The sequence below is a fragment of the Allobosea sp. P4_H5 genome (assembly GCF_056400825.1).
Genome location: NZ_JBFUKM010000003.1, coordinates 64,692 through 87,782, shown reverse-complemented (window position 1 = coordinate 87,782; position 23,091 = coordinate 64,692). Strand labels below are relative to the sequence as shown.

Annotated in this window: 19 protein-coding genes; 8 read left to right on the top strand and 11 right to left on the bottom strand. The window is 66.7% G+C overall.

Annotated elements, in window-relative coordinates:
• Window position 1 precedes the first annotated feature (1 nt).
• From AC1DS0_RS06890 to ilvD, 5 genes are all read right to left on the bottom strand, one after another.
• Window positions 2-778: a DUF1499 domain-containing protein gene (locus AC1DS0_RS06890; RefSeq protein WP_476813637.1), complete on the bottom strand. Its 777-nt coding sequence runs from the start codon at window positions 776-778 to the stop codon at window positions 2-4.
• A gap of 45 nt (window positions 779-823) precedes the next feature.
• Entirely contained in the window at window positions 824-2,161 is a 1,338-nt protein-coding gene (locus AC1DS0_RS06885) for a hypothetical protein (protein ID WP_476813636.1), read from the bottom strand.
• Window positions 2,162-2,170: 9 nt separating this feature from the next.
• On the bottom strand, window positions 2,171-4,219 hold the full coding sequence (locus AC1DS0_RS06880) for a caspase family protein (RefSeq protein WP_476813635.1): 2,049 nt from the start codon (window positions 4,217-4,219) through the stop codon (window positions 2,171-2,173).
• Window positions 4,220-4,321: 102 nt separating this feature from the next.
• The gene (locus AC1DS0_RS06875) at window positions 4,322-5,221 is read right to left on the bottom strand and encodes a DMT family transporter (RefSeq protein WP_476813634.1); all 900 of its coding nucleotides are present in this window, start codon (window positions 5,219-5,221) and stop codon (window positions 4,322-4,324) included.
• Between the two features lie 29 nt (window positions 5,222-5,250).
• A complete protein-coding gene (gene ilvD, locus AC1DS0_RS06870; protein WP_476813633.1) occupies window positions 5,251-7,092 on the bottom strand; it encodes a dihydroxy-acid dehydratase in 1,842 nt (613 codons plus the stop codon).
• Between the two features lie 75 nt (window positions 7,093-7,167).
• Between ilvD and AC1DS0_RS06865 the strand changes: the two genes are divergently transcribed.
• The 4 genes from AC1DS0_RS06865 (at window position 7,168) to AC1DS0_RS06850 (ending at window position 13,413) form a co-directional block, all read left to right on the top strand.
• On the top strand, window positions 7,168-8,088 hold the full coding sequence (locus AC1DS0_RS06865; protein ID WP_476813632.1) for a LysR substrate-binding domain-containing protein: 921 nt from the start codon (window positions 7,168-7,170) through the stop codon (window positions 8,086-8,088).
• A gap of 472 nt (window positions 8,089-8,560) precedes the next feature.
• Complete coding sequence (locus AC1DS0_RS06860; protein WP_476813631.1) at window positions 8,561-10,765, top strand: methyl-accepting chemotaxis protein; 2,205 nt, start codon at window positions 8,561-8,563, stop codon at window positions 10,763-10,765.
• 101 nt (window positions 10,766-10,866) lie between these two features.
• The gene (locus AC1DS0_RS06855; protein ID WP_476813630.1) at window positions 10,867-11,652 is read left to right on the top strand and encodes an alpha/beta fold hydrolase; all 786 of its coding nucleotides are present in this window, start codon (window positions 10,867-10,869) and stop codon (window positions 11,650-11,652) included.
• 186 nt (window positions 11,653-11,838) lie between these two features.
• Window positions 11,839-13,413 (top strand): EAL domain-containing protein, encoded by a 1,575-nt coding sequence (locus tag AC1DS0_RS06850; RefSeq protein WP_476813629.1) that lies wholly within the window; start codon window positions 11,839-11,841, stop codon window positions 13,411-13,413.
• Between the two features lie 73 nt (window positions 13,414-13,486).
• Here the strand turns inward: AC1DS0_RS06850 and AC1DS0_RS06845 are convergent, their stop codons facing one another.
• Both AC1DS0_RS06845 and AC1DS0_RS06840 read right to left on the bottom strand, forming a co-directional pair.
• Entirely contained in the window at window positions 13,487-14,272 is a 786-nt protein-coding gene (locus tag AC1DS0_RS06845; RefSeq protein ID WP_476813628.1) for a bestrophin-like domain, read from the bottom strand.
• Between the two features lie 98 nt (window positions 14,273-14,370).
• The gene (locus tag AC1DS0_RS06840) at window positions 14,371-15,120 is read right to left on the bottom strand and encodes an SDR family NAD(P)-dependent oxidoreductase (protein ID WP_476813627.1); all 750 of its coding nucleotides are present in this window, start codon (window positions 15,118-15,120) and stop codon (window positions 14,371-14,373) included.
• Between the two features lie 825 nt (window positions 15,121-15,945).
• On the opposite strand from AC1DS0_RS06840, the gene AC1DS0_RS06835 reads away from it, so the two are divergent.
• Window positions 15,946-16,335 (top strand): hypothetical protein, encoded by a 390-nt coding sequence (locus tag AC1DS0_RS06835; RefSeq protein WP_476813626.1) that lies wholly within the window; start codon window positions 15,946-15,948, stop codon window positions 16,333-16,335.
• Window positions 16,336-16,371: 36 nt separating this feature from the next.
• On the opposite strand, the gene AC1DS0_RS06830 is transcribed toward AC1DS0_RS06835, so the two are convergent.
• Complete coding sequence (locus tag AC1DS0_RS06830; RefSeq protein ID WP_476813625.1) at window positions 16,372-17,994, bottom strand: long-chain-fatty-acid--CoA ligase; 1,623 nt, start codon at window positions 17,992-17,994, stop codon at window positions 16,372-16,374.
• Window positions 17,995-18,111: 117 nt separating this feature from the next.
• Here AC1DS0_RS06830 and AC1DS0_RS06825 point away from each other — a divergent pair, with 117 nt between their 5' ends.
• The 3 genes from AC1DS0_RS06825 to AC1DS0_RS06815 all read left to right on the top strand — a co-directional run bounded on the left by AC1DS0_RS06825 (window position 18,112) and on the right by AC1DS0_RS06815 (window position 21,003).
• Entirely contained in the window at window positions 18,112-18,588 is a 477-nt protein-coding gene (locus tag AC1DS0_RS06825; protein WP_476813624.1) for a MarR family winged helix-turn-helix transcriptional regulator, read from the top strand.
• Window positions 18,588-19,436, top strand: a complete 849-nt coding sequence (locus tag AC1DS0_RS06820; RefSeq protein ID WP_476813623.1) for a patatin-like phospholipase family protein — start codon at window positions 18,588-18,590, stop codon at window positions 19,434-19,436. Before AC1DS0_RS06825 ends, AC1DS0_RS06820 begins: the two co-directional genes overlap by 1 nt.
• A gap of 103 nt (window positions 19,437-19,539) precedes the next feature.
• Entirely contained in the window at window positions 19,540-21,003 is a 1,464-nt protein-coding gene (locus AC1DS0_RS06815) for an amidase family protein (protein WP_476813622.1), read from the top strand.
• Window positions 21,004-21,005: 2 nt separating this feature from the next.
• On the opposite strand, the gene AC1DS0_RS06810 is transcribed toward AC1DS0_RS06815, so the two are convergent.
• From AC1DS0_RS06810 to AC1DS0_RS06800, 3 genes are read right to left on the bottom strand one after another with little or no spacing between them, the layout of a single operon-like run.
• Entirely contained in the window at window positions 21,006-22,034 is a 1,029-nt protein-coding gene (locus AC1DS0_RS06810) for a DmpA family aminopeptidase (protein ID WP_476813621.1), read from the bottom strand.
• 18 nt (window positions 22,035-22,052) lie between these two features.
• On the bottom strand, window positions 22,053-22,451 hold the full coding sequence (locus AC1DS0_RS06805) for a VOC family protein (RefSeq protein ID WP_476813620.1): 399 nt from the start codon (window positions 22,449-22,451) through the stop codon (window positions 22,053-22,055).
• A gap of 17 nt (window positions 22,452-22,468) precedes the next feature.
• A complete protein-coding gene (locus AC1DS0_RS06800) occupies window positions 22,469-22,999 on the bottom strand; it encodes a hypothetical protein (protein WP_476813619.1) in 531 nt (176 codons plus the stop codon).
• Window positions 23,000-23,091 lie beyond the last annotated feature (92 nt).

Genomic DNA, 23,091 nt, shown 5'->3' with positions numbered 1-23,091 from the left:
CTTACCGAAGCTCCACCAGCAGCTTCACCTCCTCCTCAAAGGCGGCGATGCGCCTGGCATTGGCGCCGAAATCGAAACCGCCCAACCGCGAAGACGAGCGGATGTCGATACGGCTGCCGTCGGCGCGCGGCCGGATGCGGATGGTGATGTCATCGACGAGACGCAGCACGCGCGAGCGTGCCACCGCGTCGAGCCGCCCCGCCCCGCTGCGCCCGCCCGGCGCGGCGCCTTCCAGCACCTGCCAGCCGAGCGTGACGCAGGCCTTGCGGGCAATGTCGTAGGCGATTTCGGCCGGCAGTTCGAGCACGATCGGCAACGCCTTCGGATAACCCTGGCGCTGCGCCTTGCGCCGCTCGACCGGGACATCGGGCGGCACCCGCCCCTCGCGCGCCGCCAGCGCCACGCGCGAGCGGCTGAAGGCCGGTGGCTCGTCGATATCGGTCGAGACGTCGGCGAGAAACGGCAGCGTCGCGAGTTGGAAGCCGCCATAGGCGACCGGTGCCAGCAGCAGCAGGCAGAGCATGAAGGCCTGCACCGCAATGCCGATGCCGCGATGCCCGTCCTGCCAGATCCTGACAAAGGCGGCCAGCGCCAGCAGGAAGGCGAGCCCGACGAAAAGATAGGCACCGGCGATCGGCGCCAGCCGCTCGACCGAGGGCTGGCCGAAGCGAAAGATCAGCACGGCGAGGACGACGACCGTCAGCCCGAACAGCGCCAGCCGCCGGCTCCAGATCGCCGCGCGCGAGATTGGCTCTTCGAAGACAAGCCGCCGGTGCATGCTCTCTTAGGTGGCGGAGCACCAGGAGGAAGGCAAGCGTCCTCGTCAGCGCACGACGATCGGCACCGTCGCTTCGACCACGCCCGGCACGGCCCGCAGCGTCTCGATCAGATCGAGCACCTCGCCCGGCGACAGCGTCGCCGCATCATCGTTCGCGCTCGGCGCCGCCTTGAGCCAGCGCTCGCGCAAGACTGCCGGCAGCTCGGCGTCGGTGCCGAAGCAGGCAAAGAGGTTCTCGAAGGCGGCGTCGAGCACGATGTCGTTCAGCCCGAAATCATAGGGGTAGGATTGGCCGCCAACGCGCAGCACGCTCCTGCCCTCCTCGCCGCGCACCGGCAGCACCACGGAGGCCGTGCCGTCCGGCGCCAGCACCCAGCAGGACAGCCGCGTCCCGGCCTTGCCCTCGATGCGGACATCGAGCCGCCTCCCTTTCGCGAAGGGCGAAGCCGCCGGCAGCAAAGCGAGCCGGGCCCGCTCCGAGCCGGCGGTGGCGGCGACATGTTCGAGGAAGGGCCTCACCGCCGGGTCACAGCCTAGCCCCTCGACCGGGATACGATTGCGCCCGCTCAGTGCCAGCACGGCGCCGCCGCGACGGAACTCAAGCTCCATCCAGCTCTGGCCGTCGCGGTCTCTGTCGAAACGGCCGCGCGTCGTCACCTCGCCGCTGGACGCCGCACACTGGCCGGGCGCCGCCTTGCGGATCTCCAGCGGCCGGGCGCGCAGGACACGGTCGTCGGAACGCGATTCAGCGTCGAGCGCCAGCAGCAGCCGCTCGCCGAGCGCTGCGCTGCAGGTGCTGTAGCCGCTGACCGCGGCGAAGGGGCAGATATCGACCCGCTTGAGATCGGGCGCTGCGCGCACGAGGTTCGCGACCGCCCGGCTCATCACCTGATCGACGTCGACCACGCCGGGCTTGATCCGGATCGCGATCTCCACCGGCTCGCTGGTCGCCTTGCAGTCGCCTGTCTGGGCGATCGCCTGCAGGCGGAAGCTCGCTTTATCCTCCTGCCTCGCGGGCGCGGTGAAGAACACGCTGGCATCGCCGTCGAACGCCCGCCGGATCTGCGCCTCGGCTTCGCCCGGCTTCTGCAGATTGAGACTGTCGCGCAGCGTCTTGATGCGGACGACGTCGGCACTCGCTGCCAGCCTGACCCGCCCTTCGCTCTGCAGGCGGCTCTCGATGGCGAGCCGGACCTCGTCGGCCTGGGTGCGCGACAAGACCTGCTGGCCGGCATCGAAGCCGACCACGGCGAGCGAGAGATCGCGCTTGCCCGAGCAGGCCGCGATGGTGTCGAGCCAGGCCGAGAGCGCATCGGCGCGTGCGGCGCAGCTCCCGGCGACGACCAGTCCGGCGACGAAGAGGCTACGCAGCAAACCGCTCACGGCCGGGTTCTAGTGCTCCTGCTCCAGCGACCGCGCATAGCCGTCCAGCGCCCGCACGAAAACGGGATTGAAGCGGCCATCGATCGCGCCGCTGTAATGATCGGCCTTCTGGGCGGCGCGTTGCAAGGCCCGCACCGTGTCCGGCTTCAGCTTCTGCTCGGAAACGTCGCTGGCGGAAATCGCCGCGGCGCCAGCCTCGCCCTTTTCCAGTGTCTTCATCAGCATCTGCAGCGAGTTCGTGCCGGGAAAGAAGGAGCCGAAGCCATTGTCGATCAGCGTCGCCATCGAGACCATCGCGATCGGATCGCCCTTGTCGGCCGCCTGGCGGAACAGATCGAAACCCTTCTGCGGGTTCTTCGGAAAGCCCGGTCGGCCTTCGAGATAGGCCGGTACCAGCTTGGCGATCGAGAAGGCGTCGCCCGCCTCGGCCGCCTTCTGGTACCAGCGCAAGGATGCCACCTCGTCGCGCGGCCGGCCGCGGCCATATTGCAGCATGCGCCCGACATTGCTCATCGCGATGGCGTTGCCGGTGCCTGCCGCCTGCTCGTAGAGCGTAAAGGCCTTCTGCAGCTCGACCTTGCTGCCCTGGCCGTTCTCGTAGAGCGCGCCGAGATTGTTCATCGCCGCAGCGCTGCCGGCATCGGCCGCCTTGTCGTAGGCCACGAGCGCGTCCTTGTAGCGCTCGGCTTTGTCATAGGCCCGGCCGAGCTGGTAGGAGAGCCGCCTGATCTGCGGCTGCGACTCCGCCGCCTGCTTGCAAGCCGCGATCGCGGCGCGGGCATCGATCCGCGCGAACTTCACGCCCTTGACGCCTTCGCGCCTGTCGGGATCGCTGGGATCGCCGGCGAGCTCGTCGCAGTCCTGCACACGCGGATCGCGCGAGGCATCGGTGCGGCCGAGATAGCCCTCTGCCAGCGAGCGATAGGCGCAGACCGTGCCGCAGCCCTTGAGATAGTCCTCGTACTTGCCGGAGCCGCCGAACCTGATCCAGTTCTGCTCGTCGGTCGCGGCTTCGCCGCTGCGACGCTTGTCGAGCAGCAGCGCCATCGCCGCCTCGCGATATCCGCAGGTCTCGCCGCAGAGCGCGACATAACCCTCGAGCGCGCTGCGCTCGCCGGCGGCCTTGGCCCGCTGCCAGTTGGCCTCGTCGCGTGCCAATGCCACGGCGCGCGCCACCGCCGGCACCGGCTGCGCCACCGGCAGGGCGATCGAGGCAAGGTCGATCTCCGGCACCTGCTCGCGCCCGCTGTCGCGCCGGGCCGCGGCCTCGACGCTGTCCTTGAGATAGCGCTGCAGATCGGACCAGGCGAGCGGCCCGGTCTCGGGAGCGCCGGCCGGCCGCGCTAGCCCTGCCGCGCCCATCAGGAAGCGGCTGGTGAACAGGCCGAGTTTCTGGCCTTCGTCCCAGTTCGCCGGCGTCGTGCCAGAGGTCGCGACCAGCTTGACGATGCCGGTGCCTGTACGCGGTTTTGCCGGCGTGAAGCCCGGTGCCGAGACCGCGAGCAGGCTCTCGCCCTTGCGACCGGTCTCGCCGGTGAAGCAGGCATCGATCATCACGATCAGCTGGCGCTGCGCCCCGATCTTCTGCCGGACCAGCTCGAGATTGCGGTAGAGCGTCTGCAGGGCATAGCCGCTCTCGCTCGCATTGGGATTGCCGTCCTGCGGCAGCAGGAAGGGCTGGCGCGTCGCAAGATCCGGCACGCCATGGCCGGAATAGTAGACGAAGACGTTGGAACGGCCCTCGACCGCGCTGCGCCAGAGCTTGCCGCCCTGCGGATTGGCCTCGCTGCCGAACATCTGGGTGAGCTCGCCGAGCGTCGCATCCTTCAAGAGGAAGACGTTCTGCTCGCGGAAACCCAGCGTGCCGGTGAGCCAGGCCTTGATCGCCTCGGCGTCGTTATGGGCGAAGTCGACCGTGCTGGTCTGCTTGTAAGCCTTGTTGCCGATCACCACCGCGATCGAATCGGCGTTGTCGGAGAGGATTGCCGGCGGCGCCTGCGCGATCGAACTGGAGGCGAGCCCAAGCCAGAGCAGGATCGCGATCAGGAATGCCGGCAAGATCGCCTCCGAAATCAGGGCGCGCCAGCGCGGGACCGCACGGGTGCGTCGATGCGGCTTTTGTCCGGACGATCCGTGGCGAAGATGTGACGCCCGGTTCGTTCAACCTGCACCTTGCCGGGTCGAACGATCCTGCCCGTCCGTCGTCGCGAGCCAGATGCCGATCCCAACGAAGACGATCCCGATGACGAGATTCCAGCCGATCGGCTCGTTCAGCAGCACGGCGGCCACCAGCGAGGCCGTGACCGGGTTGACCGTGACGGTGACCGCGACGCTGGTCGGCGACGCCCGCCCGAGGGCGAAGGCCCAGAGATAGAAGGTCAGCGCGGCGCCGATCACGCCGAGATAGAGCGCCGCCGACCATTGCGGGACGGCAAACTGCGCGATCGCATCGAAGCTGCCGCGCACGGCCGAGATCAGGACCAACGCCGAAGCACCGACCGCCATCGCGACCGCCGTGAACGGGATCGGCCCGCAGCGGCGGATCACCGGCTTCGACCAGATGCCGTAAAGCGCCATGCAGAACGCCGCCGCGATCATCAGGAGATCGCCGCGCCAGGCCTGTGGCGGTGCGTGACCGAGGCCGGAGAGCAGCGCGAAGCCGACGCCCGCCATGGCGACCAGCACACCGATGGTCTTGCGCGCCGTCAATCGCTCGCGGCCGAGCGCCGCGCCGACGACCAGCGACAGCAGCGGCAAGGTAGACAACGCCAGCGCCCCGCGTGCGCTGCTCGTATAGATCAGCGACGCGTTGAACAGGATCGGGAAGATCGCGAAGAAGAGCAGCCCGAGCCCGGCGGTCTGGAGCCAGTCCTTGCGATCGGGCCAACGCCGGTCGCCCAGCAGGGCAACCGGCACGAGCAACAGGCAGCCGATGCCGAAGCGGAAGGAGCCGATCGCAAGGGGATCGAGATGGCCGACGAGATAGCGGGTCGCGGCGATGGAAGTCCCTCCAAGCGCGCTCGAGGCTGCCGCAGCCACCACACCCCAGAGCTCGCTCATGCCGGGGCCTCCGCAGGCTCAGGTCGGGTTCAATCGATCGCGCGCACCGCCCCCTTGGCCGCGCTGGTCGCCAGCGCCGCATAGGCTTTCAGCGCGGTCGTGACCTTGCGCTTGCGCGGCGCCGCCGGCTTCCAGGCATCCTTGCCCTTGGCTTCCATCGCCGCACGGCGGCGCACCATCTCCTCGTCGGAAACCTTGAGGCTGATGCCGCGATTGGGGATATCGATCTCGATCACGTCGCCGCTCTCGACCAGGCCGATCGCGCCGCCTTCGGCCGCTTCCGGCGAGACATGGCCGATCGAGAGGCCCGACGAACCACCGGAGAAGCGCCCGTCGGTGATCAGCGCGCAGGCTTTCCCGAGTCCCTTCGACTTCAGATAGCTCGTCGGATAGAGCATCTCCTGCATGCCCGGCCCGCCGCGCGGCCCCTCATAGCGGATCAGCACGATCTCGCCGGCCTTGACCTTGTTGTTGAGGATGCCCTCGACCGCCGCGTCCTGGCTCTCGAAGATCACCGCCTTGCCTGAGAAGGTCAGGATCGAGGCGTCGACGCCGGCCGTCTTCACGATGCAGCCGTCGAGCGCGATATTGCCGTAGAGCACGGCGAGGCCGCCATCCTGCGAATGCGCATGCGCCTTGTCGCGGATGACACCGGTCTGCCGATCGAGGTCGAGTTCCTCATAGCGCCGGTCCTGGCTGAATGCGACCTGCGTCGGCACGCCGCCGGGCGCAGCGCTGTAGAACGAGCGCACCGCCTCGCTCTGCGTCTGCCTGATGTCCCAACGCTCCAGCGCCTCGGCCATCGTGGCGCTGTGGACGGTCGGCAGCGAGGTATCGAGCAGCCCGGCCCGATCGAGTTCGCCGAGGATCGCCATGATGCCGCCGGCGCGATGGACGTCCTCCATATGCACGTTGGCGACGGCCGGGGCGACCTTGCACAGCACCGGCACGTTGCGCGACAGCCGGTCGATATCGGCCATGGTGAAGTCGATCTCGGCCTCATGCGCCGCCGCCAGCAAATGCAGCACCGTGTTGGTCGAACCGCCCATCGAGATGTCGAGCGTCATCGCGTTCTCGAACGCCGTGAAGCTCGCGACATTGCGCGGCAGCACGCTCTCGTCGTTCTGCTCGTAATAGCGCTTGGCGATGTCGACGATCAGATGGCCGGCCTCGACGAAGAGGCGCTTGCGGTCGGCATGGGTCGCCAGCGTTGAGCCATTGCCCGGCAACGCCAGTCCCAGCGCCTCGGTCAGGCAGTTCATCGAATTGGCGGTGAACATGCCCGAGCAGGAGCCGCAGGTCGGGCAGGCCGAGCGCTCGATCACCTCGACTTCGCTGTCCGAGTATTTGCTGTCGGCGGCGGCGACCATGGCGTCGACCAGGTCGACCTTCTTCAGCACGCCCTCGGCGATGTATTTGCCGGCCTCCATCGGCCCGCCCGAAACGAATACGACCGGGATGTTCAGGCGCATCGCCGCCATCAGCATGCCGGGCGTGATCTTGTCGCAATTGGAGATGCAGACCATCGCGTCGGCGCAATGCGCATTGACCATGTATTCGACGCTGTCGGCGATCAGCTCGCGCGAGGGCAGCGAATAGAGCATGCCGTCATGGCCCATGGCGATGCCGTCATCGACCGCGATGGTGTTGAACTCCTTGGCAACGCCGCCGGCCTTCTCGATCTCGCGCGCGACGAGCTGGCCGAGGTCCTTCAGGTGGACGTGGCCCGGCACGAACTGGGTGAAGGAGTTCACCACCGCGATGATCGGCTTGCCGAAGTCCGAGTCCTTCATGCCGGTGGCGCGCCAGAGCCCGCGGGCACCGGCCATGTTGCGGCCGTGGGTGGTGGTGGCAGATCTCAGCCTCGGCATGCTTGACCTCGTTGACGCGACGCCCGAACAGAAGGGTTTGCCCTATAGCTAGCGGGCGCGCACGGCCAGCCAAAATTGAATTATTCGATTTGGATGATCGGCGCCGTCCATGCTGCGGGCGCGAAAGGCTTCGCAATGCTGCGCAATATCGACATCGACCTGCTGCGTTCCTTCGTCACCATCGCGGAGCTGCGCTCCTTCACCCGCGCCGCCGCCGCGCTCGCCCGCACGCAGTCGACGATCTCGACGCAGGTGCGCAAGCTCGAGGAGATCGCCGGCCAGACCCTGCTGCAGCGCTCGCCGCAGGAGGTGCTCCTGACCCGCGCCGGCGAGGATTTCCTCGGTTACGCCCGCCGCATCGTCGCGCTGCATGACGAGGCGCTCGACGTTGTCAGGGCACGAAACGTCTCCGGCCGCGTCCGGCTCGCGGTGATGGACGATTACGCCACCGTCGTCCTACCCGAAACGCTCGCCCGCTTCGCCCGCTCGCATCCGGAGGTCGAGCTCGAGGTCACCACCGGCTTCACCCGCGACCTGATCGGCAGCCTCGGCGAGGCCTTCGACCTCGTATTGGCGACGCAGAAGGCCGGGGACGGCAGCGGCGAGGTGCTGCGCAGCGAGCGTACCGCCTGGGCCTGGTCCGACCGGCACGATTTTCCGCCCGCCGGGCCGCTGCCGCTGGCGCTGCTCAAGGCGCCGAACATGTACCGTGAATGGGCGCTCGCCGCGCTGAACGAGGCCAGCCGGCCCTGGCGCATCCTGTTCTCCTCCTCCAGCATCGGCGCGGTCGAGGCGGTCGCCGCCGCTGGCGGGGCGCTGACCGTTGTCAAGGCCGGCACGGCGCGCGAAGGCCTGCGCCTGCTCGGTGAGGCGGACGGGCTGCCGGCCCTGCCGGCCTCCGAGATCGCGCTGCATCTTGCGCCGGGACGCCCGACGCCGGCCGTGCGGGCGTTGGCTGGCTTCCTGGCCGAAGCGCTCGAAGTCGAGACCGGCTGAAACAGCTGGCTGCCCCCGTGGCAATGGCGGTCAGCAACTCCGGCATTTGACCACCAAGAATAGCTAAAGTTGAATTCTGAATTCAAAACACGCACAGCGCGCAATTATACCTCTGGCAGCAAATCGACATCACTAGAAACGAATCAAGCAGAAACATGCACAACCATAGATGGCGCCCTTCGTAAGAAACTAGGGCAGCACGATCGACCCAAGAAAAGTATTTAGTAAAAATTTACTATCTAAGAGCACGATTTGCCTAGAAAATTGGCACCCTGGATTTCCCAGCATGCTCTATCGCGGCCACGTTGCCCGACCAGATAAACATCTCCCCTCCGACGACCATCTGTCCTTTCCGATCGGCGTGACCACGCCTGCGATGTGGCGCCCCGTCGATTGATGCTCCCCGTTCAAGCCGCGTTGCGACGCGCGCGCCCGATCCCCCCTTGTTCCCACACTGTCTAGGACCATCAGCATGCGCCTGGCCGCCAATCTCTCCATCAAGCAGATATTCCTGTGCATCGCAGGGCTCTACGCTGCCCTGATCGCAGCCATCATCGGGGCGTGGTATTTCCAGCAGCAGGCTGTCGATGCCCGGGCCGGCGCCTATCGCCAGGCCTACGCATCCTATCTGCTCGCCGACGAGTTCCGGCAGAGCTCGGACGATCTGACCCGGCTGGCGCGGACCTTCGCGGTCACCGGCAACCCGCGCTATGAGCAGCAATATCTCGAAGTCATCGCCATGCGCAGCGGCGAGAAGCCCCGTCCACTCGAGCCGCACCGGATCTACTGGGACCTCGTCCTCGACAATGCCGTGCGCCCCCGCGGCCCGGGCCAGACCAAGGCTCTGCTGACCGAGATGAAGGAGGCCGGTTTCACCGAGGCTGAATTCGCCAAGCTCGGCCAGGCCGCCGCCAAATCAGATGGTCTCGTCGCACTCGAAACCCGCGCCATGAACGCCGCCAAGGGCCTGTTCGAGGATGGCAGCGGCAAATACACCGTCAAGAAGGAGCGTGACCTCAACCTCGCCCGCGAGCTGCTGTTTTCAGCCGATTACGATCGGATGAAGGGCGAAATCATGAAGCCGGTCGACGAGTTCTTCGGGCTGGTCGAGGCGCGCACCAACGCACTTCTCGCCGCGACCGGCGCCACCGTCAACCGGATCCAGTGGGTCTTCAACGTCCTGCTGGCAACGCTGGTCGCACTGATGCTTGCGACTGGCGCCGTGATCGTCTCGCGCGTCATCCGGCCGCTCGCCGCGGTCAGGACCAGCATCGACGGGCTCTCTAATGGCGAGCTCGAGACGCCGATCCCGCAGACCGGGCGCAATGACGAGGTCGGCGCCGTCGCCACCGCCTTGCTGCTGTTCCGCGACAAGCTGGTGCAGATCCGCGCGCTCGAGGCGCAGGAGCGCGCCGAGGCGGCAGCCCGCGCGGCTCGAGCCGAGGCGATGTCGCGCGTCGTCTCCGATGTCGGCGAGGTCGTCGCCGCCGCGGCCGATGGCGATTTCTCGGCCCGGCTGCAGATCGACGATGCCGATAAGCAGATGCAGAAGCTGGTCGCCGGCATCAACGAGATCAACGCCGTGGTCGACGGCGCCACCACTGAGTTCGTCGCCGTGCTGCAGCGCGTCGCCGAGGGCGACCTGACGCAGGACATCGCCACCCAGTATCGCGGCCGCTTCGGCGAGCTGAAGAGCGCGGTGAACGAGACCGTCGAACGCCTGTCCTCGACCGTGAAGACGATCCAGCTCACCTCCGCGGATGTCGGGCTCTCGGCACGGGAGATCGCGACCGGCGCGGATGATCTGTCGAAGCGCACCGAGGAGCAGGCCTCCTCGCTGGAGGAGAGCGCCGCGACGACCGAGGAGCTCGCGGCCTCCGTCAAGGCGTCTGCCCAAGCCTCGCGCCAGGCGGCGACCACTGCCGAGGAGGCGATGCGCGCCGCCGAGGGCGGCGGCGTGATCGCCGGCAAGGCGGTCAGCGCCATGGCCCGGATCGAGGACGCCTCGAAGAAGATCTCCGACATCACCCGCGTGATCGACGACATCGCCTTCCAGACCAACCTCCTCGCCCTCAACGCGGCTGTCGAGGCTGCCAGGGCGGGCGATGCCGGCAAGGGCTTCGCGGTCGTCGCCTCGGAAGTGCGCACCCTGGCGCAGCGCTCGGGCGAAGCCGCCAAGGACATCTCGACGCTGATCTCCTCCTCGAACGTCGAGGTCGGCGAGGGCGTCAAGCTGGTCCGCCAGGCCGGTGACGCGCTGACGCAGATCCTGGCGGCCTCGCAGAAGGTTGCCTCGACCATCGCCGACATCTCCTCGGCCGCGGCCGAGCAGGCCAACGGCATCGAGGAGATGAGCCAGACCGTCGCCCATATGGACGAGATGACCCAGCAGAACGCCGCACTCTCCGAGCAGAGCGCCGCCAGCGCCAATGCGCTCAACCAGCGCATCACGCAGCTCAATGACCTCGTCGCGGCCTTCAAGACCGGAGGCGACGCTGCCGCCGCGTCCATGTCTCACGCCGCCCCGGCCCGCCCGGCCGCCCGGCCTGCAGCCGCGCGCAAGCCTGCAGCCGAGCCGCAACGCCTGCAACAGCTGGCCGCGACAGCCTTCAGCCCGGCCCCACGCAAGGTCGCCAATGCCGGCAAGCATGGCGACAGCGGCTGGGCCGAGTTCTGACCACGCCGCCGGCCGCCTCAAGGGTGGCCGGCGTCCTTGCGGACGGGTCAAGGCCACAGGCAGAATGAGCGCTTCGACAACGGCCGACAGGGCTTTCCCGGGTGACGACGATCGACCAACGCGACGTCCTGCTCCGCCTCGGCGAGCACCAGATCTTCACGCGCAGCTGGACGCCCTCGGATCCTGAGGCGGACCGGCTCACGCCGGTTCTGCTCTTCCACGACTCGCTCGGCGCGATCGAGCTCTGGCGCAGCTTCCCCGAAAAGCTGGCAACCGCGACCGGCCGGTGCGTCGTCGCCTATGACCGCCTCGGCTTCGGCCGTTCCGATCCGCATCCGGGAACGCTCGGCCTCGATTTCGTCGCGGACGAGGCGGAGAGCGTCGTCCCGCAGCTCTGCGACCAGCTCGGCCTCGGCGATTTCATCGCCTGCGGCCATAGCGTCGGCGGCTGCATGGCGATCGAGACGGCAGCGCGCTGGCCCGGCCGCTGCCGGGCCCTCGTCACCATCGCCGCCCAGACCTTCATCGAGGATCGGACGCTGGCCGGGATCAGGGTGGCGCAGCACGATTTCCAGAACCCGGACAACCTCGCCCGGCTGGCGCGCTATCACGGCGACAAGACGCCCTGGGTGCTCGATGCCTGGATCGGGACCTGGCTCTCCCCCGCCTTCGCGGACTGGACGCTCGACCGGCCGCTGGCCGCGATGCGCTGCCCGGTCCTCGCCGTCCATGGCGAACTGGACGAATACGGCTCGCTCCGCCATCCCCCGCGCATCGCCGAGGGGCGCGGCGAGACGCTGATCCTGCCGGGAGTAGGCCATGTCCCGCATCGCGAGGCGGAGGGCACGCTGGTCGCGGCGATCGCGGGGTTTCTGGCCGCAATCTAATCCGCGGCGTTGCCCTCATCCCCGCTCCCCGCGATTTTCTTCCCGACAACGCCTCGACGAAAGATCGCCGCCTTACGGTTATCGAGCTCTTTCATTAAAGTATATAATTACACAAACACAACCAAACTGAACATCTCACGAATATATGCTAGGATAAACCCGGATATTATCCGGAAAGGTATTTTGATGCGCCGCCGCTTGATCCTGCCCATCGCGATTGGGCTTGGCATCAGCTTGGGTCTGCTACCTCTGGCAGCTGCCTATTACCTGTCGCAACGGCGGGCCATTGCGACCGAACGCGTACATTTGAAGGATTATGCGAGGTGGACCTTGCAGCGGGCCGACCTGGTGGTCACGCGAGCCAAGGATGCTTTGCGCCGGCTGGTGATGGAAAACCATGCGCTGTGCTCACCGCTCCACCTGGAGCGATTGCAGCAATTGACCAAGGATGTCCTCTCCGTAGAGAAAATCGATGTTTTCAAAGATGGGACGTTGGTCTGCGACAGTTGGGGGGCCTCGACGAGTCCGGAGCCGATGCGAAAGCCGGATATCGTCCTGTCGCAAGATTTTGGCCTCGTCATAGGTTCGGGGCCGACGTTGCAGCACCCGCCCGCCGAGATGGTAGCGGTCGCATACGGGCCATACCAGGCGCTCATCAAGAAGGAACGCCTGATCGACGTCCTGTACGACACCCCGATGGTTATCGGGATCGCCACACATGACGGCAGACTCCTTGCCTTGTCAGGGCGCACCGATCCTCGTCTGGCGCGGCAGCTCTCGCTGGAGGAGACCAGTGGAACGACCGGTCAGAAGGTGTTCTCGTCGCTGCGCAGCGCTGATTTCATTGCTTTCGCCATCTCTGATCACAGCGTCGTCGCCTGGCGCGCCGATAGCGAGCTTTGGAAGCTCATCCCGGTCGGCGTGGCGATGTCGGCCGGCATCATCGCGTTGATCGTCTGGGCATCGCGCCAGCGCATGTCGCTGGCAGGCGAGCTGAAGACCGGAATCGCCTACCGCGAGTTCGTGGCGCACTATCAGCCCATCATCGAGCTTGCGACCGGCAGATGCGTCGGAGCTGAAGCGCTTATCCGCTGGCCGAAACCGGACGGCACCTGGGTCCGGCCGGATCTTTTCATCACTTATGCCGAAGACCATCACATGATCGCACCCGTGACCGACATCATGATCGCGCGGGTGCTGGAAGACATGAAGATGGCGCTGCGAGCCGATCCCTCGTTGCACATCGCGATCAACATCTCGGCCGAAGACATCCAGAGCGGCCGCTTCCTGGACGTGCTGTCCCCCGCCCTCGAGACAGCGCAAGTCGACCCGGCGCAAATCTGGCTCGAGGCAACCGAGCGCAGCTTCATCGAAGCCGATGCGGCTCGCGCCACGCTCAAACGGGCACGGCAACTCGGGCACACCGTCGCGATCGACGATTTTGGAACGGGGTATTCCAGCCTGTCCCTTCTGGAAAGCCTGCCCCTCAATGCGCTCAAGATCGACAAGTCATTCATCGATGCCATCGGCCGCGAGGCTGCCACGAGCATCGTGACGCCATCCATCATCGACATGGCGCATACCCTGACATTCGTCGTCGTGGCGGAAGGCGTGGAGAAGGCGGAGCAGGCAGCCTATCTGAAAGCCGCCGGTGTCGAGTTCGCGCAGGGCTGGCTCTACTCCAAGGCCTTGCCACCCGGAGAGTTTCTCCGGTTCTACAGGCAACGCAACGAAGGGGCTCCGATACCGGAAGCAGCGTGACGGCTGAACCCGCTCAGTCGCACGCCTAGGCTCTCCGGCGCTCATCATCCTTGGAGGAGTTCGGCGCGTCGCCCTAACGCGACATGTCGGCAAGTGCCTCGCGCATCGCCGTGCTGGGGATGTGGAACACGCCCTGATAGGGCAGGCTGAGATCGACGATCACGAACATGATGCTGGAGACGGAAAGCACGCCAATCGCCAGCACGATAGCACTCAGGGCCCGGCGCGGAATCTGCAGGCCGAAGCTCAGGAAGACCAGGCTGAGCCAGAAGCTCAGGATCCCGACGAAGAAGGCGCCGGACGGAGCGTTCGCGTCCTCGATGACGCTCCACCTCGCGGATGACGCTTCCGCATAGGCCGCACGGCAGCGGGTCGCGGAATGGTCGAGGCCCGTGGCCGAAAGGGCGTCCACCTCCGCGCCGACCTCGCTCATCAAACGCGCGAGACTCCGATCCTCGCCGCGAACCGCCATGCCGCGCGCATCGGGCATGCCTACAACCTCGGGCGCCGCTTCATGGGGCCAGGTGCTGGCGATCACCGCGGCCGTGTACTGTTGAAGTTTCAGCCTGGTCGGGTCGGCCGCCGTTTTGAAGATGCGCAGGCACTGATCGAGATTGGCGAGCCGAGCCGCATAGGCGGAGCGGTTGCCGCTGGTGACGTCGAAATGGGTCCGGGCCGTCGACAATTGCAGGCTGAGAATGAGCGCGGCAAAGGTGACCATCAGCCCGGTCACCAGCCTGATCGAATCCATGTTCTCGCTGGTGAGATGGCGCTCGTGCAGACGCGTGCGCAAGGCGATGCCGACCAGCGCGCTCAAACTGAAAAGGGCGAGGAACGCGAGGACCAGGAGGAATTCCATGCGCTCTCCTTGGTTCGGCCTCTGGATCGGGACACCCGGTCGGTGTGGCCTTCACTTTCCCTACGCCAATCGCTGCCGCCCCGAGGGATGAGCCGGAATCAGGGTCCGACGAGCTGCCCGCCATCGACCACGATGGTCTGGGCGGTGACCCAGCCGGCCTTGTCGGAAGCGAGGAAGAGCACAACCTCGGCGACCTCCTCCGGCTTGCCCATCCGGCCGAAGGGGATGCTGGCCAGGGTCGCCTGGTAGAGTTCGGGGTTCGAGGTCTTCCGACCCTCCCACGTCCCGCCGGGGAACTCGATCGAGCCGGGCGCGACGCCGTTCACCCGGATGCCCTGCTTCGCCAGCATCTTCGCCTGGCTCGCCGTGTAGTGCATCACCGCCGCCTTGATCGCGCCATAGGGCGCCGAACGCGACGACGCCCGCAGGGCCGAGATCGAGGAAATGTTCACGATCGATGAGCCCGGCTTCATATGCGGGACCGCCGCATGACTGCCGCGGACAATGGCCATCATGTCGACGTTGAGCGAGGCGGCCCAGCCCTCCTCGTCATCCGAATGGCCGAAGCCGGAGGCGTTGTTGACGAGGACGTCCAGGCCTCCGAGAGCCTTGACCGCCTGCGGCACATAGGTCTCGATCGCCTTTGCATCGGCGAGGTCGACGCTTGCCGCATGCGCGGTTACGCCGAGTGCTTCGATCTCCCGGCGCGTCGCTTCGAGCGGCCCCGGATTCCGCGCACAGATCGAAACCGCGGCACCTTGCGCTGCAAACCCCAGCGCGATCGCGCGGCCGATACCGCGGCTGCCGCCCATTACGATCACGCGCTTGCCGGCGAATTCCTTGGCCATGCGGACGATTCCCTGCTGATTTGCTGGAAGCTAGATAACCGCGGCGGAAGGCTTGGCTTCAAGGCCCACCGCCCGCCGCCCGCGCATGGCAGCCTCTCACCCCGGCAGCCGTTACTCCTCAGTATCTAACTGAGCATCGTCTTGGTGACCGGCAGGATTAGAGGCGCTTATCCGAGACCGTCGAATTAATCTCGCAACCTTAGCTCAACAACGTTATAATCTGGCAGGCCTCGGTTGATGTTGCCGAGCAGTCGGTGATCATGAGCTATCCGAGTAGAATCATCCGTCTGACTCTCGGTCTCCCATTCAAATTGGCGATCCTTGCACTGATCGCGAATACGATTGGCGGCTGGTGGGGGATTGCCCTGCTATGCGGGTTGGGATTGGTGATCTACTGCGTGGCACGAAAACGCGGGCAAGCATCCGCATGAGCCGGCCGAGGATGTCGACTCCCGTGGTAGCCCTTCTCCTTGGATGGGTGGGGACGGCCGTATTGGTCTCACCTGCAATGGGCAATGACCCGCTGGTCGGCTCAGGAGGCTGTTGGCAACGAAGCAATGTATGGGGGGCTGACCGACTCTGTTTCGCGCGCGTCGGGAGCGTCGAGGCGTGCTCTTTCAGTCGAGAAGAAGGCCTTTGCAGTTTTGGCAGATGGAGAAGGCGAGACTCGGTACTGACCCTGACGATGCAGCACCCAGCCGAGGGCTGGCCGGTGAACGCTGCGGGCGATCGTCTGTCGCGCTATCGATGCGGCCTAGATGTTTCGAAGGATACAATCGAGCTACGGGGCTGCGGATTGCCCGGACGCTGGCAGCGGGCATCGAGATGAGCGCCTTTCAACGAATGATCAGTAGCGGGGTGGTCTTTCTTTTTGCGGTTTGCGGGACTGCACATGCTCAGGGCGACAGCTTTCGCGTGGATCGGACCCTCGTTTTCCCGTTTGAAGATCGGGAGGGCGACGGAAAAGTCGTCAAGCGAGATGGGATTCGCGTCCACATAATCAGTCCGCAAGATGCTTCGCGCGATGCAATGGATCGCTATGCGGATACGGTTCAGGAACGCTTTGCGGTCGATGCTGCTTCCGAACATCAGAGGACATTGTTCGTCGTCAGGTTCTACAAATCAGATGGCACAACACCACGCAGCGTCTATGAAGTTCTCTACTTCTATGAGGCTAGGCACGGCTGGGTTCGCCTTCAGCAGAGCAGGCCATGACCTGACTAGTCTATTGCCCGTGGTCAAAGGGGGATCTCATCCCGGCAGCCGATATTCCCGGAACATCTCCCTGAGCGCCGTCTTCTGGATCTTGCCGGTCGCGGTGTGCGGGATCGCCTCGACCAGCACGACATCGTCAGGCAGCCACCATTTCGCGACCTTGCCGGTCATGAAGGCGAGCATCTCCTCGCGGCCGGGCGTCTTGCCGGGCTTGGGCACGATCACCAGCAGCGGCCGCTCGTCCCATTTCGGATGGGCGACGCCGATAACCGCGGCTTCCGCCACATCGGGATGGCCGATGGCGAGGTTTTCGAGCTCGATCGAGGAAATCCATTCGCCGCCGGATTTGATCACGTCCTTGGAACGGTCGGTGATCTGCATGTAGCCATGCGGATCGATGGTCGCGACGTCGCCGGTGTCGAAGAAGCCGTGCTCGTCAAGGATCGGCTGGTCATGCCTGTAATAGGCGCCGGAGACGGCCGGCCCGCGCACTTTCAAGCGCCCGAAGGTCTTGCCGTCCCAGGGCAGGTCGGTGCCGTCATCGTCGGTCAGGCGGAACTCGACGCCGAACTGCGGATGGCCCTGCTTGACCTTGAGATCGTAGAGCGCCTCGCCCTGGAGCTCGGAATAGATCGGCTTGATCGAGCAGAACGAGCCGATCGGGCTCATCTCGGTCATGCCCCAGGCATGATCGACGGTGACCCCATACTTTGTCTCGAAGGCCTCGGTCATCGCCCGCGGGCAGGCCGAGCCGCCGATCACCACGCGCTTCAGCGTGTCGAGCTTGCCGCCGGTCGCTTCCAGATGCTGCAGCAGGCCGAGCCAGACTGTCGGCACCGCCGCGGTCAGCGTCACCTTTTCAACGTTGAGCAAGTCGAGGAGCGAGGCGCCGTCGAGCTTCATGCCGGGCATCACCAGCTTCGCCCCGCTCATCGGCGCGGAGAAGGCGAGCGACCAGCTGTTGGCGTGGAAGAGCGGCACCACCGGCAGGACGACGGTCCGTGCCGACAGGCCCATATAGTCCGGCTGCGCGCAGCCCATGGCGTGCAGCACGTTGGAGCGGTGCGAATAGAGCACGCCCTTGGGTCCGCCGGTCGTGCCCGAGGTGTAGCACAGCCCGGCCGCAGTGTTCTCGTCGAACGCGGCCCAGGCGAAATCGGCATCGGCCTCCGCGAGCCAGTCCTCGTAAGCGACGGCGTTCCGGAGCGAGGTCTCAGGCATATGCGCGGCGTCAGTCAGGACGATGTAGCGCTCGACTGTTGGCAGCTTGTCCTGCAGGCCTTCCATCAGAGGCACGAAGGTCAGGTCGAGGAAGACCAGCCGATCCTCGGCATGATCGATCAATTGGGCGATCTGCTCCGGGAACAGCCGCGGATTGACGGTGTGGGTGATCGCACCAATGCCGCTGATGCCGTACCAGAGCGCAAGATGCCGGTCGGTGTTCCAGGCGAGCGTCGCGACGCGGTCGCCGAGGCGGATGCCTTCGCGCGTCAGCCTCTTGCCGATCCTGAGCGCGCTTTGGCGGATCTCGGCATAGGTCGTGCGCCGGATCGGCCCTTCGACGCTGCGGGAGACGACTTCACGCGTGCCATGCTGGATCGCTGCATGATCGATGATCCGGTGGATCAGCAGCGGCCAATTCTGCATCAGCCCGAGCATGCGTTTCTCCCTGTCGTCTTGCTTCGCTTTTTGGCAGCATAGCCAGCGGACGGCTCGCGGCGAAAGCCCTCGCCTCCGACTAGGAGATGAGTTAGTTTACAAGTAAACGATCTAGGGATGAACGCCTTGTCAGTGCCGCGCCCAATCCCCGCCCCGGAACCCATCGAGCCGGATCGCGTCTGGTTCCGCTTCATGCGCCTGCATCAGCGCATGCTCGGCCAGATGACCGCGCGCATCCGCGAGCTCGGTCTTTCCATCCCGCAATTCGACCTGCTCTCGACCCTGACCGAGCGCGAGGGCATCAGCCAGAGCGAGCTCGCCGAGCGGCTCTACGTCACCAAAGGCAATGTCTCCGGCCTGGTCGACCGGCTGGTGCAGGCGGGTCTGGTCGAGCGCCGCGCCATCGTCGGCGACCGGCGCTCCTATGCGATGCACCTAACACCGGAAGGCCGGCGCCTCGCCGACGCCGGCATGACGACGCAGCGCGATTATGTCGCCCAGACGCTCGGCAAGCTCCCGCACGAGGACCTCGCCGAGCTCGACCGGCTGGTGCTGGCCTGGCGCGAGCGCGCCCGCGCCCTCGACACACCCTGATGTTCGCCGGCCTGGCTTATGCCGGCGGTGGCAATCGCTGCTACTGGCAGGGCGGCTTCTACGAGACCGTCGCGCCGCGGATCGGCCTGACGCCGCGCCGCATCGTCGGCGCCAGCGCCGGCGCCGGGGCGATGCTCTACAATGCGCTCGGCGTCGGCCCCACCGTGCGCGAGATGTTGCGCGAGGCCTGCACCGGCCGCACCTCCGAGGTCGACTGGGCCGCCTTCCGCCGTGGCGGCCGGCTCTTCCCGGTCGCGGAGATGTACCGCAGCATGCTCGCGAGCCTGTTCACGCCGGAGCGGCTGGCGACGCTGAAAGCCCAGGCTGATTTCCTGATCGCGATCTCGCGGCCGCCGCGGTTCTGGCCATTGCCGGTCATCACCACCATCGGCATCGGCGCCTACCAGCTTGAAAAGCGCCTGCGCCGACCGGTCCACCCGACCGTCGGCCGCAAGCTCGGCTTCCGGCCCGATTTGATCCGCATCGCCGACTGCGCCGATCCCGAGCAGCTGGTCGACGCGCTGATGGCGAGCGCCGCCGTGCCGCCCTTCATGCCGGCGGGCAATATCGGCGCCCGTGCCGCGCTCGATGGCGGCCTGGTCGACAGTGCTCCGGCCTGGGCACTCGCCGAGATGGAGGCGGCCGGCGAGCAGACGCTGGTGCTGCTGACCCGGCCTTTCGCCGAGGTGCCTGATATCAAGAACCGCACCTATGCCCGCCCCTCGCAGGTGATCCCGGTCAGCCAATTCACCATCCGCAACTGGGACGGCATCCGCTTCGCCTACGAGCTCGGCGTCAGGGATGGCGAGGATTTCCTGCGGGCGATGGAGCGGCGGAAGGCGGGATAGCGCTGTCGCCAGCGCAGCGGAGCAGGCGGGCGGTGCAGGAAGGCCTGTTTTCATCGGCGGCTGCATTCGGCTACGAATTCCGTCCCTCCCGCCGGACGTCCCGATGGCTTCGATCGATCTGACCGCCTCCGCCACCAGCCTGCGCGCCGGACTACTCTCCCGCCGCTTCAGCGCCATGGATCTGCTCGAAGCGACCTTCGCCCGCATCGACGCGCTGAACCCGTCGCTCAACGCCATCGTCGCGCAGGATCGCGACGCGGCACGAACGATGGCGGCGGAATCGGACCGGCGCATCGCCGCCGGCGAGGCCCGGCCGCTCGAAGGCCTGCCGATCACGATCAAGGACGCCTTCGACGTCGCCGGCCTGTCCTCTTCCGGCGGCCTGCCGGCCTATAGGGAGCGCATCCCGCAGGAGGATGCCGCCGCCGTCGCCCGCCTGCGCGCCGCCGGCGCGGTCATCCTCGGCAAGACCATGGTTCCGGTCTTCTCCGGCGATTTCCAGAGCTACAATCCGGCCCATGGCGTGACCAACAACCCGTGGAATCCCGACTATTCGCCCGGCGGTTCCTCGGGCGGCGCGGCGGTCGCGGTCACCACCGGGATGAGCGCCTTCGAGCTCGGCTCCGATCTCGGCTCCTCGATCCGCTGGCCGGCGCAGGCCTGCGGCGTCTTCGGCCTCAAGACCAGCTGGGGCCTGGTCTCGACCTGGGGCCTGATCCCGCCGCCGCCGGAGCGGCGCACGCTGCGCAATGCCGACCTTGTCGTCGCCGGCCCGATTGTCCGTGCGAGCGAAGACCTCGAATTGATCCTGCCGGTGCTGACCGGCCCGCGCGATCCGAACGTCGCTGGCGCTCCCCTGCCCGCCCCGCGCAGGACGGATGCCAAAGGGCTGCGCGTCGCGATCTGGGCGCAGGAGCCATTCGCGCCGGTCACGAAGGAGGTCTCGGACACGGTGTGCGAGGCCGGCCGCCGCCTGGCTGAAGCTGGCGCGCTCGTTGGCGAAACGGCGCGCCCGGGCTTCCGTTTCAGCGAGGCTTACGAGGTCTATGCGCTGCTGAACCACGCAGTCGTCGCCTATGGCCTGCCGCCCAAGGTGCGCGCCCGCATCCAGGCGCAAGCCGCGAAGTTCGCGCCGGGCGATCTCTCGCATCAGGCATTGCAGGCGCGCGGTGCCCGGATGACGCCCGGCCTCTACCAGCAGCTCCACCAGCGCCGTCTCGCCCTGAAGCGGCAATGGGCCCGCTTCTTCCAGAGCTGGGACGTGCTGCTCTGCCCGCCCGCACCGGTCGCAGCGCAAAAGCACGACCATCTGCCCGATTTCCACGCCCGCCGGCTCGACATCGACGGGGTGGAGCGGCCCTATCTCGACTTCCTGTGCTGGGCGAGCCTCGCCACCGGCGCCGACCTGCCCTCGCTGAGCGCACCGGTCGGGCTCTCGCACGCGGGATTGCCGGCCGGCGTGCAGATCATCGCGCCGTTCGGCGAGGACCGGACGGCGATCGCAGTCGGCGCGATGCTGGAGAAACTGGGCGGCGGCTATCGCGTGCCGCCAGTCGCCGCCGCCTGAGTCTACAGGCAATCCGCCAACGACGGCCGTCGGTTGCCGTCACGCCCGACCGTCTCCGGCGCGGCGAGCATGGCGTTCAGCACCGCCTCCTGCGTCGCCTCGGCTGCGGCGCGGAAGGGCAGGTCGATCCGGTTCTCGTTGAGGACGATGAGCGGCGTGATATCGGCCTCCTCAAAATGTCCGATCCGGTTCGCGGTCGAGAAGGCGACGGCGATGTCGCCGCTGCCATTGCCCCAGAAGGCGCCAAGGCGCGCCAGCCCCGCGCCGCAGCGCCGGGCGATGCGGGTGAGCTGCCGGCTCTCCAAGGGCAAATCGGTCGCCAGCAGGATGATCACCGAGCCACGCTCCGGTGGCTGGGCCGGGCTCGCGGCCGCTGGCACCGGGCGACGCCCATCCGGCAGGACGAGATCGCCGGCATTACCGAAATTCGCCTGCACCAGCACGCCAACAGTGAAGCGGCGGCCATCGAGCTGGATCAGGCGCGAGGCGGTGCCGATGCCGCCCTTGAAGCCGAAGGCGCTCATGCCGGTGCCGGCGCCGGCCGCGCCCTCCTCGACCGGTCCACCACTGGCCGCATTGAGCGCCGCGTCGGCATCGTCGATCGTCAGGCGCCGCGCCCTGATATCGGAGAGGAAGCCATCATTGCATTCGAGCACGAGCGAGTTGACCGTGCCCGTGCTGCAGCCGATCTCCGGATTGCCGGCGAGCGCCCGCCCGACCAGCGCCTCGATTCCCGTCGCGACCGAGAAGGTGTTGCCGAGCAGGATCGGCGTCTCGATCTGGCCGAGCTCGGCGAGCTGCATCAGCCCGGCGCTCTTGCCGAAGCCGTTGATGACGTCGACGCCGGCCCGGACTTTCTCACGGAAAAGGTCGCCGCCATGCGGCAGCACCGTGGTGAAGCCTGTGCGGATATCGCCCTCGCGGATCGTGCAATGACCAACGGCGACGCCAGCGACATCGGTGATCGCATTGAGCGGGCCGGGCGGCAGCGCGCCGCAAACCAGGCCGTAATCGCGCGCCCGCTTGCTCAAGGGAATCTCCTGTTCCGGTCAGATGGCCGCGTCGAACACGGCTTCGATATTGTGGCCGTCGGGATCGATGACGAAAGCGGCATAATAATGCGGGCCGTAATGCGCCCGCAGCCCCGGCGCGCCATTGTCGCGCCCGCCATGCTGGAGAGCTGTCAGATGGAAGGCATCGACCGCTCCCCGACCGGGAGCCGCGAAGGCGACATGGAATCCCGGCCCCGGCGGCCGCTGCCCGTCCGGACGGTGCTTCAGCGCCAGACCATCGCCACCGCCTGGAACACCGTAGCCGACCGCCTGATTGCTCTCGCCGGGTCGAAGGTCGCTCCAGACCCGGACGTAACCCAGCGGGGCGAGCACGGCATCGTAGAAGGCGGTCGCGCGCTCGATATCGACCACTCCAAGCGACAGGTGATGCAGCATCGGCCGCTCCGGCACGCTCACGCTGCCGCCTTGACCTTCGCCACGGTCACACGCGGCCGTCCGCCCGCGAGCTCCTCGCGCAGGACCAGGCGCTCGTCCGCAGCGAGTATACCGAGCGGCACGTCATGCTCCGGCATGACGGCGGTCGCCGACTTGTTCAGGAAGACGATCACCGGGCGATTGCCGGCGGCGGCCCAGCGGCGCAGCTGCGTCAGATAAGGTTCCTTGCGCCAGGCCTGCGGCGCGCCGGGGTCGAGCTGAACGAACAGCCAATTCGTCGCCGGGTCCATGGTCAGCACGAAACGCGCCTTGTCGGGCTTCCATTCCGGCCCGAGGAAGGTCTGCGTCATCCAGAGGCAGAAGAAGGCGCGGCAATGATCCGGCCGCGTTACATGGATGCCGCAGCCCCTGCCGGGCAGGCAATGCTTGCACCAGCTGCCGGCGAGGCTCTCGACCGCCGGCACATCATAGACCTTGCAGCATAATGTGCACGTGCCGCAGTCACGGCCGGGCGCCGGCTGGTTCACCATACGGGCGGGATCGATCATCGGATTCTCTCGAAAGCGCGCGGAACCATGCGCATCACCACGGCGGCTGGCAAGCCGGTTTGGAAGCGTTCGAAGGAAACCGGGCTTCCTTC

Bases quoted from the DNA above. Each gene is read 5' to 3' on its own strand.
- AC1DS0_RS06850 (WP_476813629.1), top strand. From the start codon at position 11,839: ATGCGCCGCCGCTTGATCCTGCCCATCGCGATTGGGCTTGGCATCAGC.
- AC1DS0_RS06835 (WP_476813626.1), top strand. From the start codon at position 15,946: ATGAGCGCCTTTCAACGAATGATCAGTAGCGGGGTGGTCTTTCTTTTT.
- AC1DS0_RS06820 (WP_476813623.1), top strand. From the start codon at position 18,588: ATGTTCGCCGGCCTGGCTTATGCCGGCGGTGGCAATCGCTGCTACTGG.
- AC1DS0_RS06840 (WP_476813627.1), bottom strand. From the start codon at position 15,120: ATGGCCAAGGAATTCGCCGGCAAGCGCGTGATCGTAATGGGCGGCAGC.
- AC1DS0_RS06805 (WP_476813620.1), bottom strand. From the start codon at position 22,451: ATGCTGCATCACCTGTCGCTTGGAGTGGTCGATATCGAGCGCGCGACC.
- AC1DS0_RS06825 (WP_476813624.1), top strand. From the start codon at position 18,112: ATGAACGCCTTGTCAGTGCCGCGCCCAATCCCCGCCCCGGAACCCATC.
- AC1DS0_RS06875 (WP_476813634.1), bottom strand. From the start codon at position 5,221: ATGAGCGAGCTCTGGGGTGTGGTGGCTGCGGCAGCCTCGAGCGCGCTT.
- AC1DS0_RS06845 (WP_476813628.1), bottom strand. From the start codon at position 14,272: ATGGAATTCCTCCTGGTCCTCGCGTTCCTCGCCCTTTTCAGTTTGAGC.
- AC1DS0_RS06800 (WP_476813619.1), bottom strand. From the start codon at position 22,999: ATGATCGATCCCGCCCGTATGGTGAACCAGCCGGCGCCCGGCCGTGAC.
- AC1DS0_RS06830 (WP_476813625.1), bottom strand. From the start codon at position 17,994: ATGCTCGGGCTGATGCAGAATTGGCCGCTGCTGATCCACCGGATCATC.
- AC1DS0_RS06890 (WP_476813637.1), bottom strand. From the start codon at position 778: ATGCACCGGCGGCTTGTCTTCGAAGAGCCAATCTCGCGCGCGGCGATC.
- ilvD (WP_476813633.1), bottom strand. From the start codon at position 7,092: ATGCCGAGGCTGAGATCTGCCACCACCACCCACGGCCGCAACATGGCC.
- AC1DS0_RS06815 (WP_476813622.1), top strand. From the start codon at position 19,540: ATGGCTTCGATCGATCTGACCGCCTCCGCCACCAGCCTGCGCGCCGGA.
- AC1DS0_RS06860 (WP_476813631.1), top strand. From the start codon at position 8,561: ATGCGCCTGGCCGCCAATCTCTCCATCAAGCAGATATTCCTGTGCATC.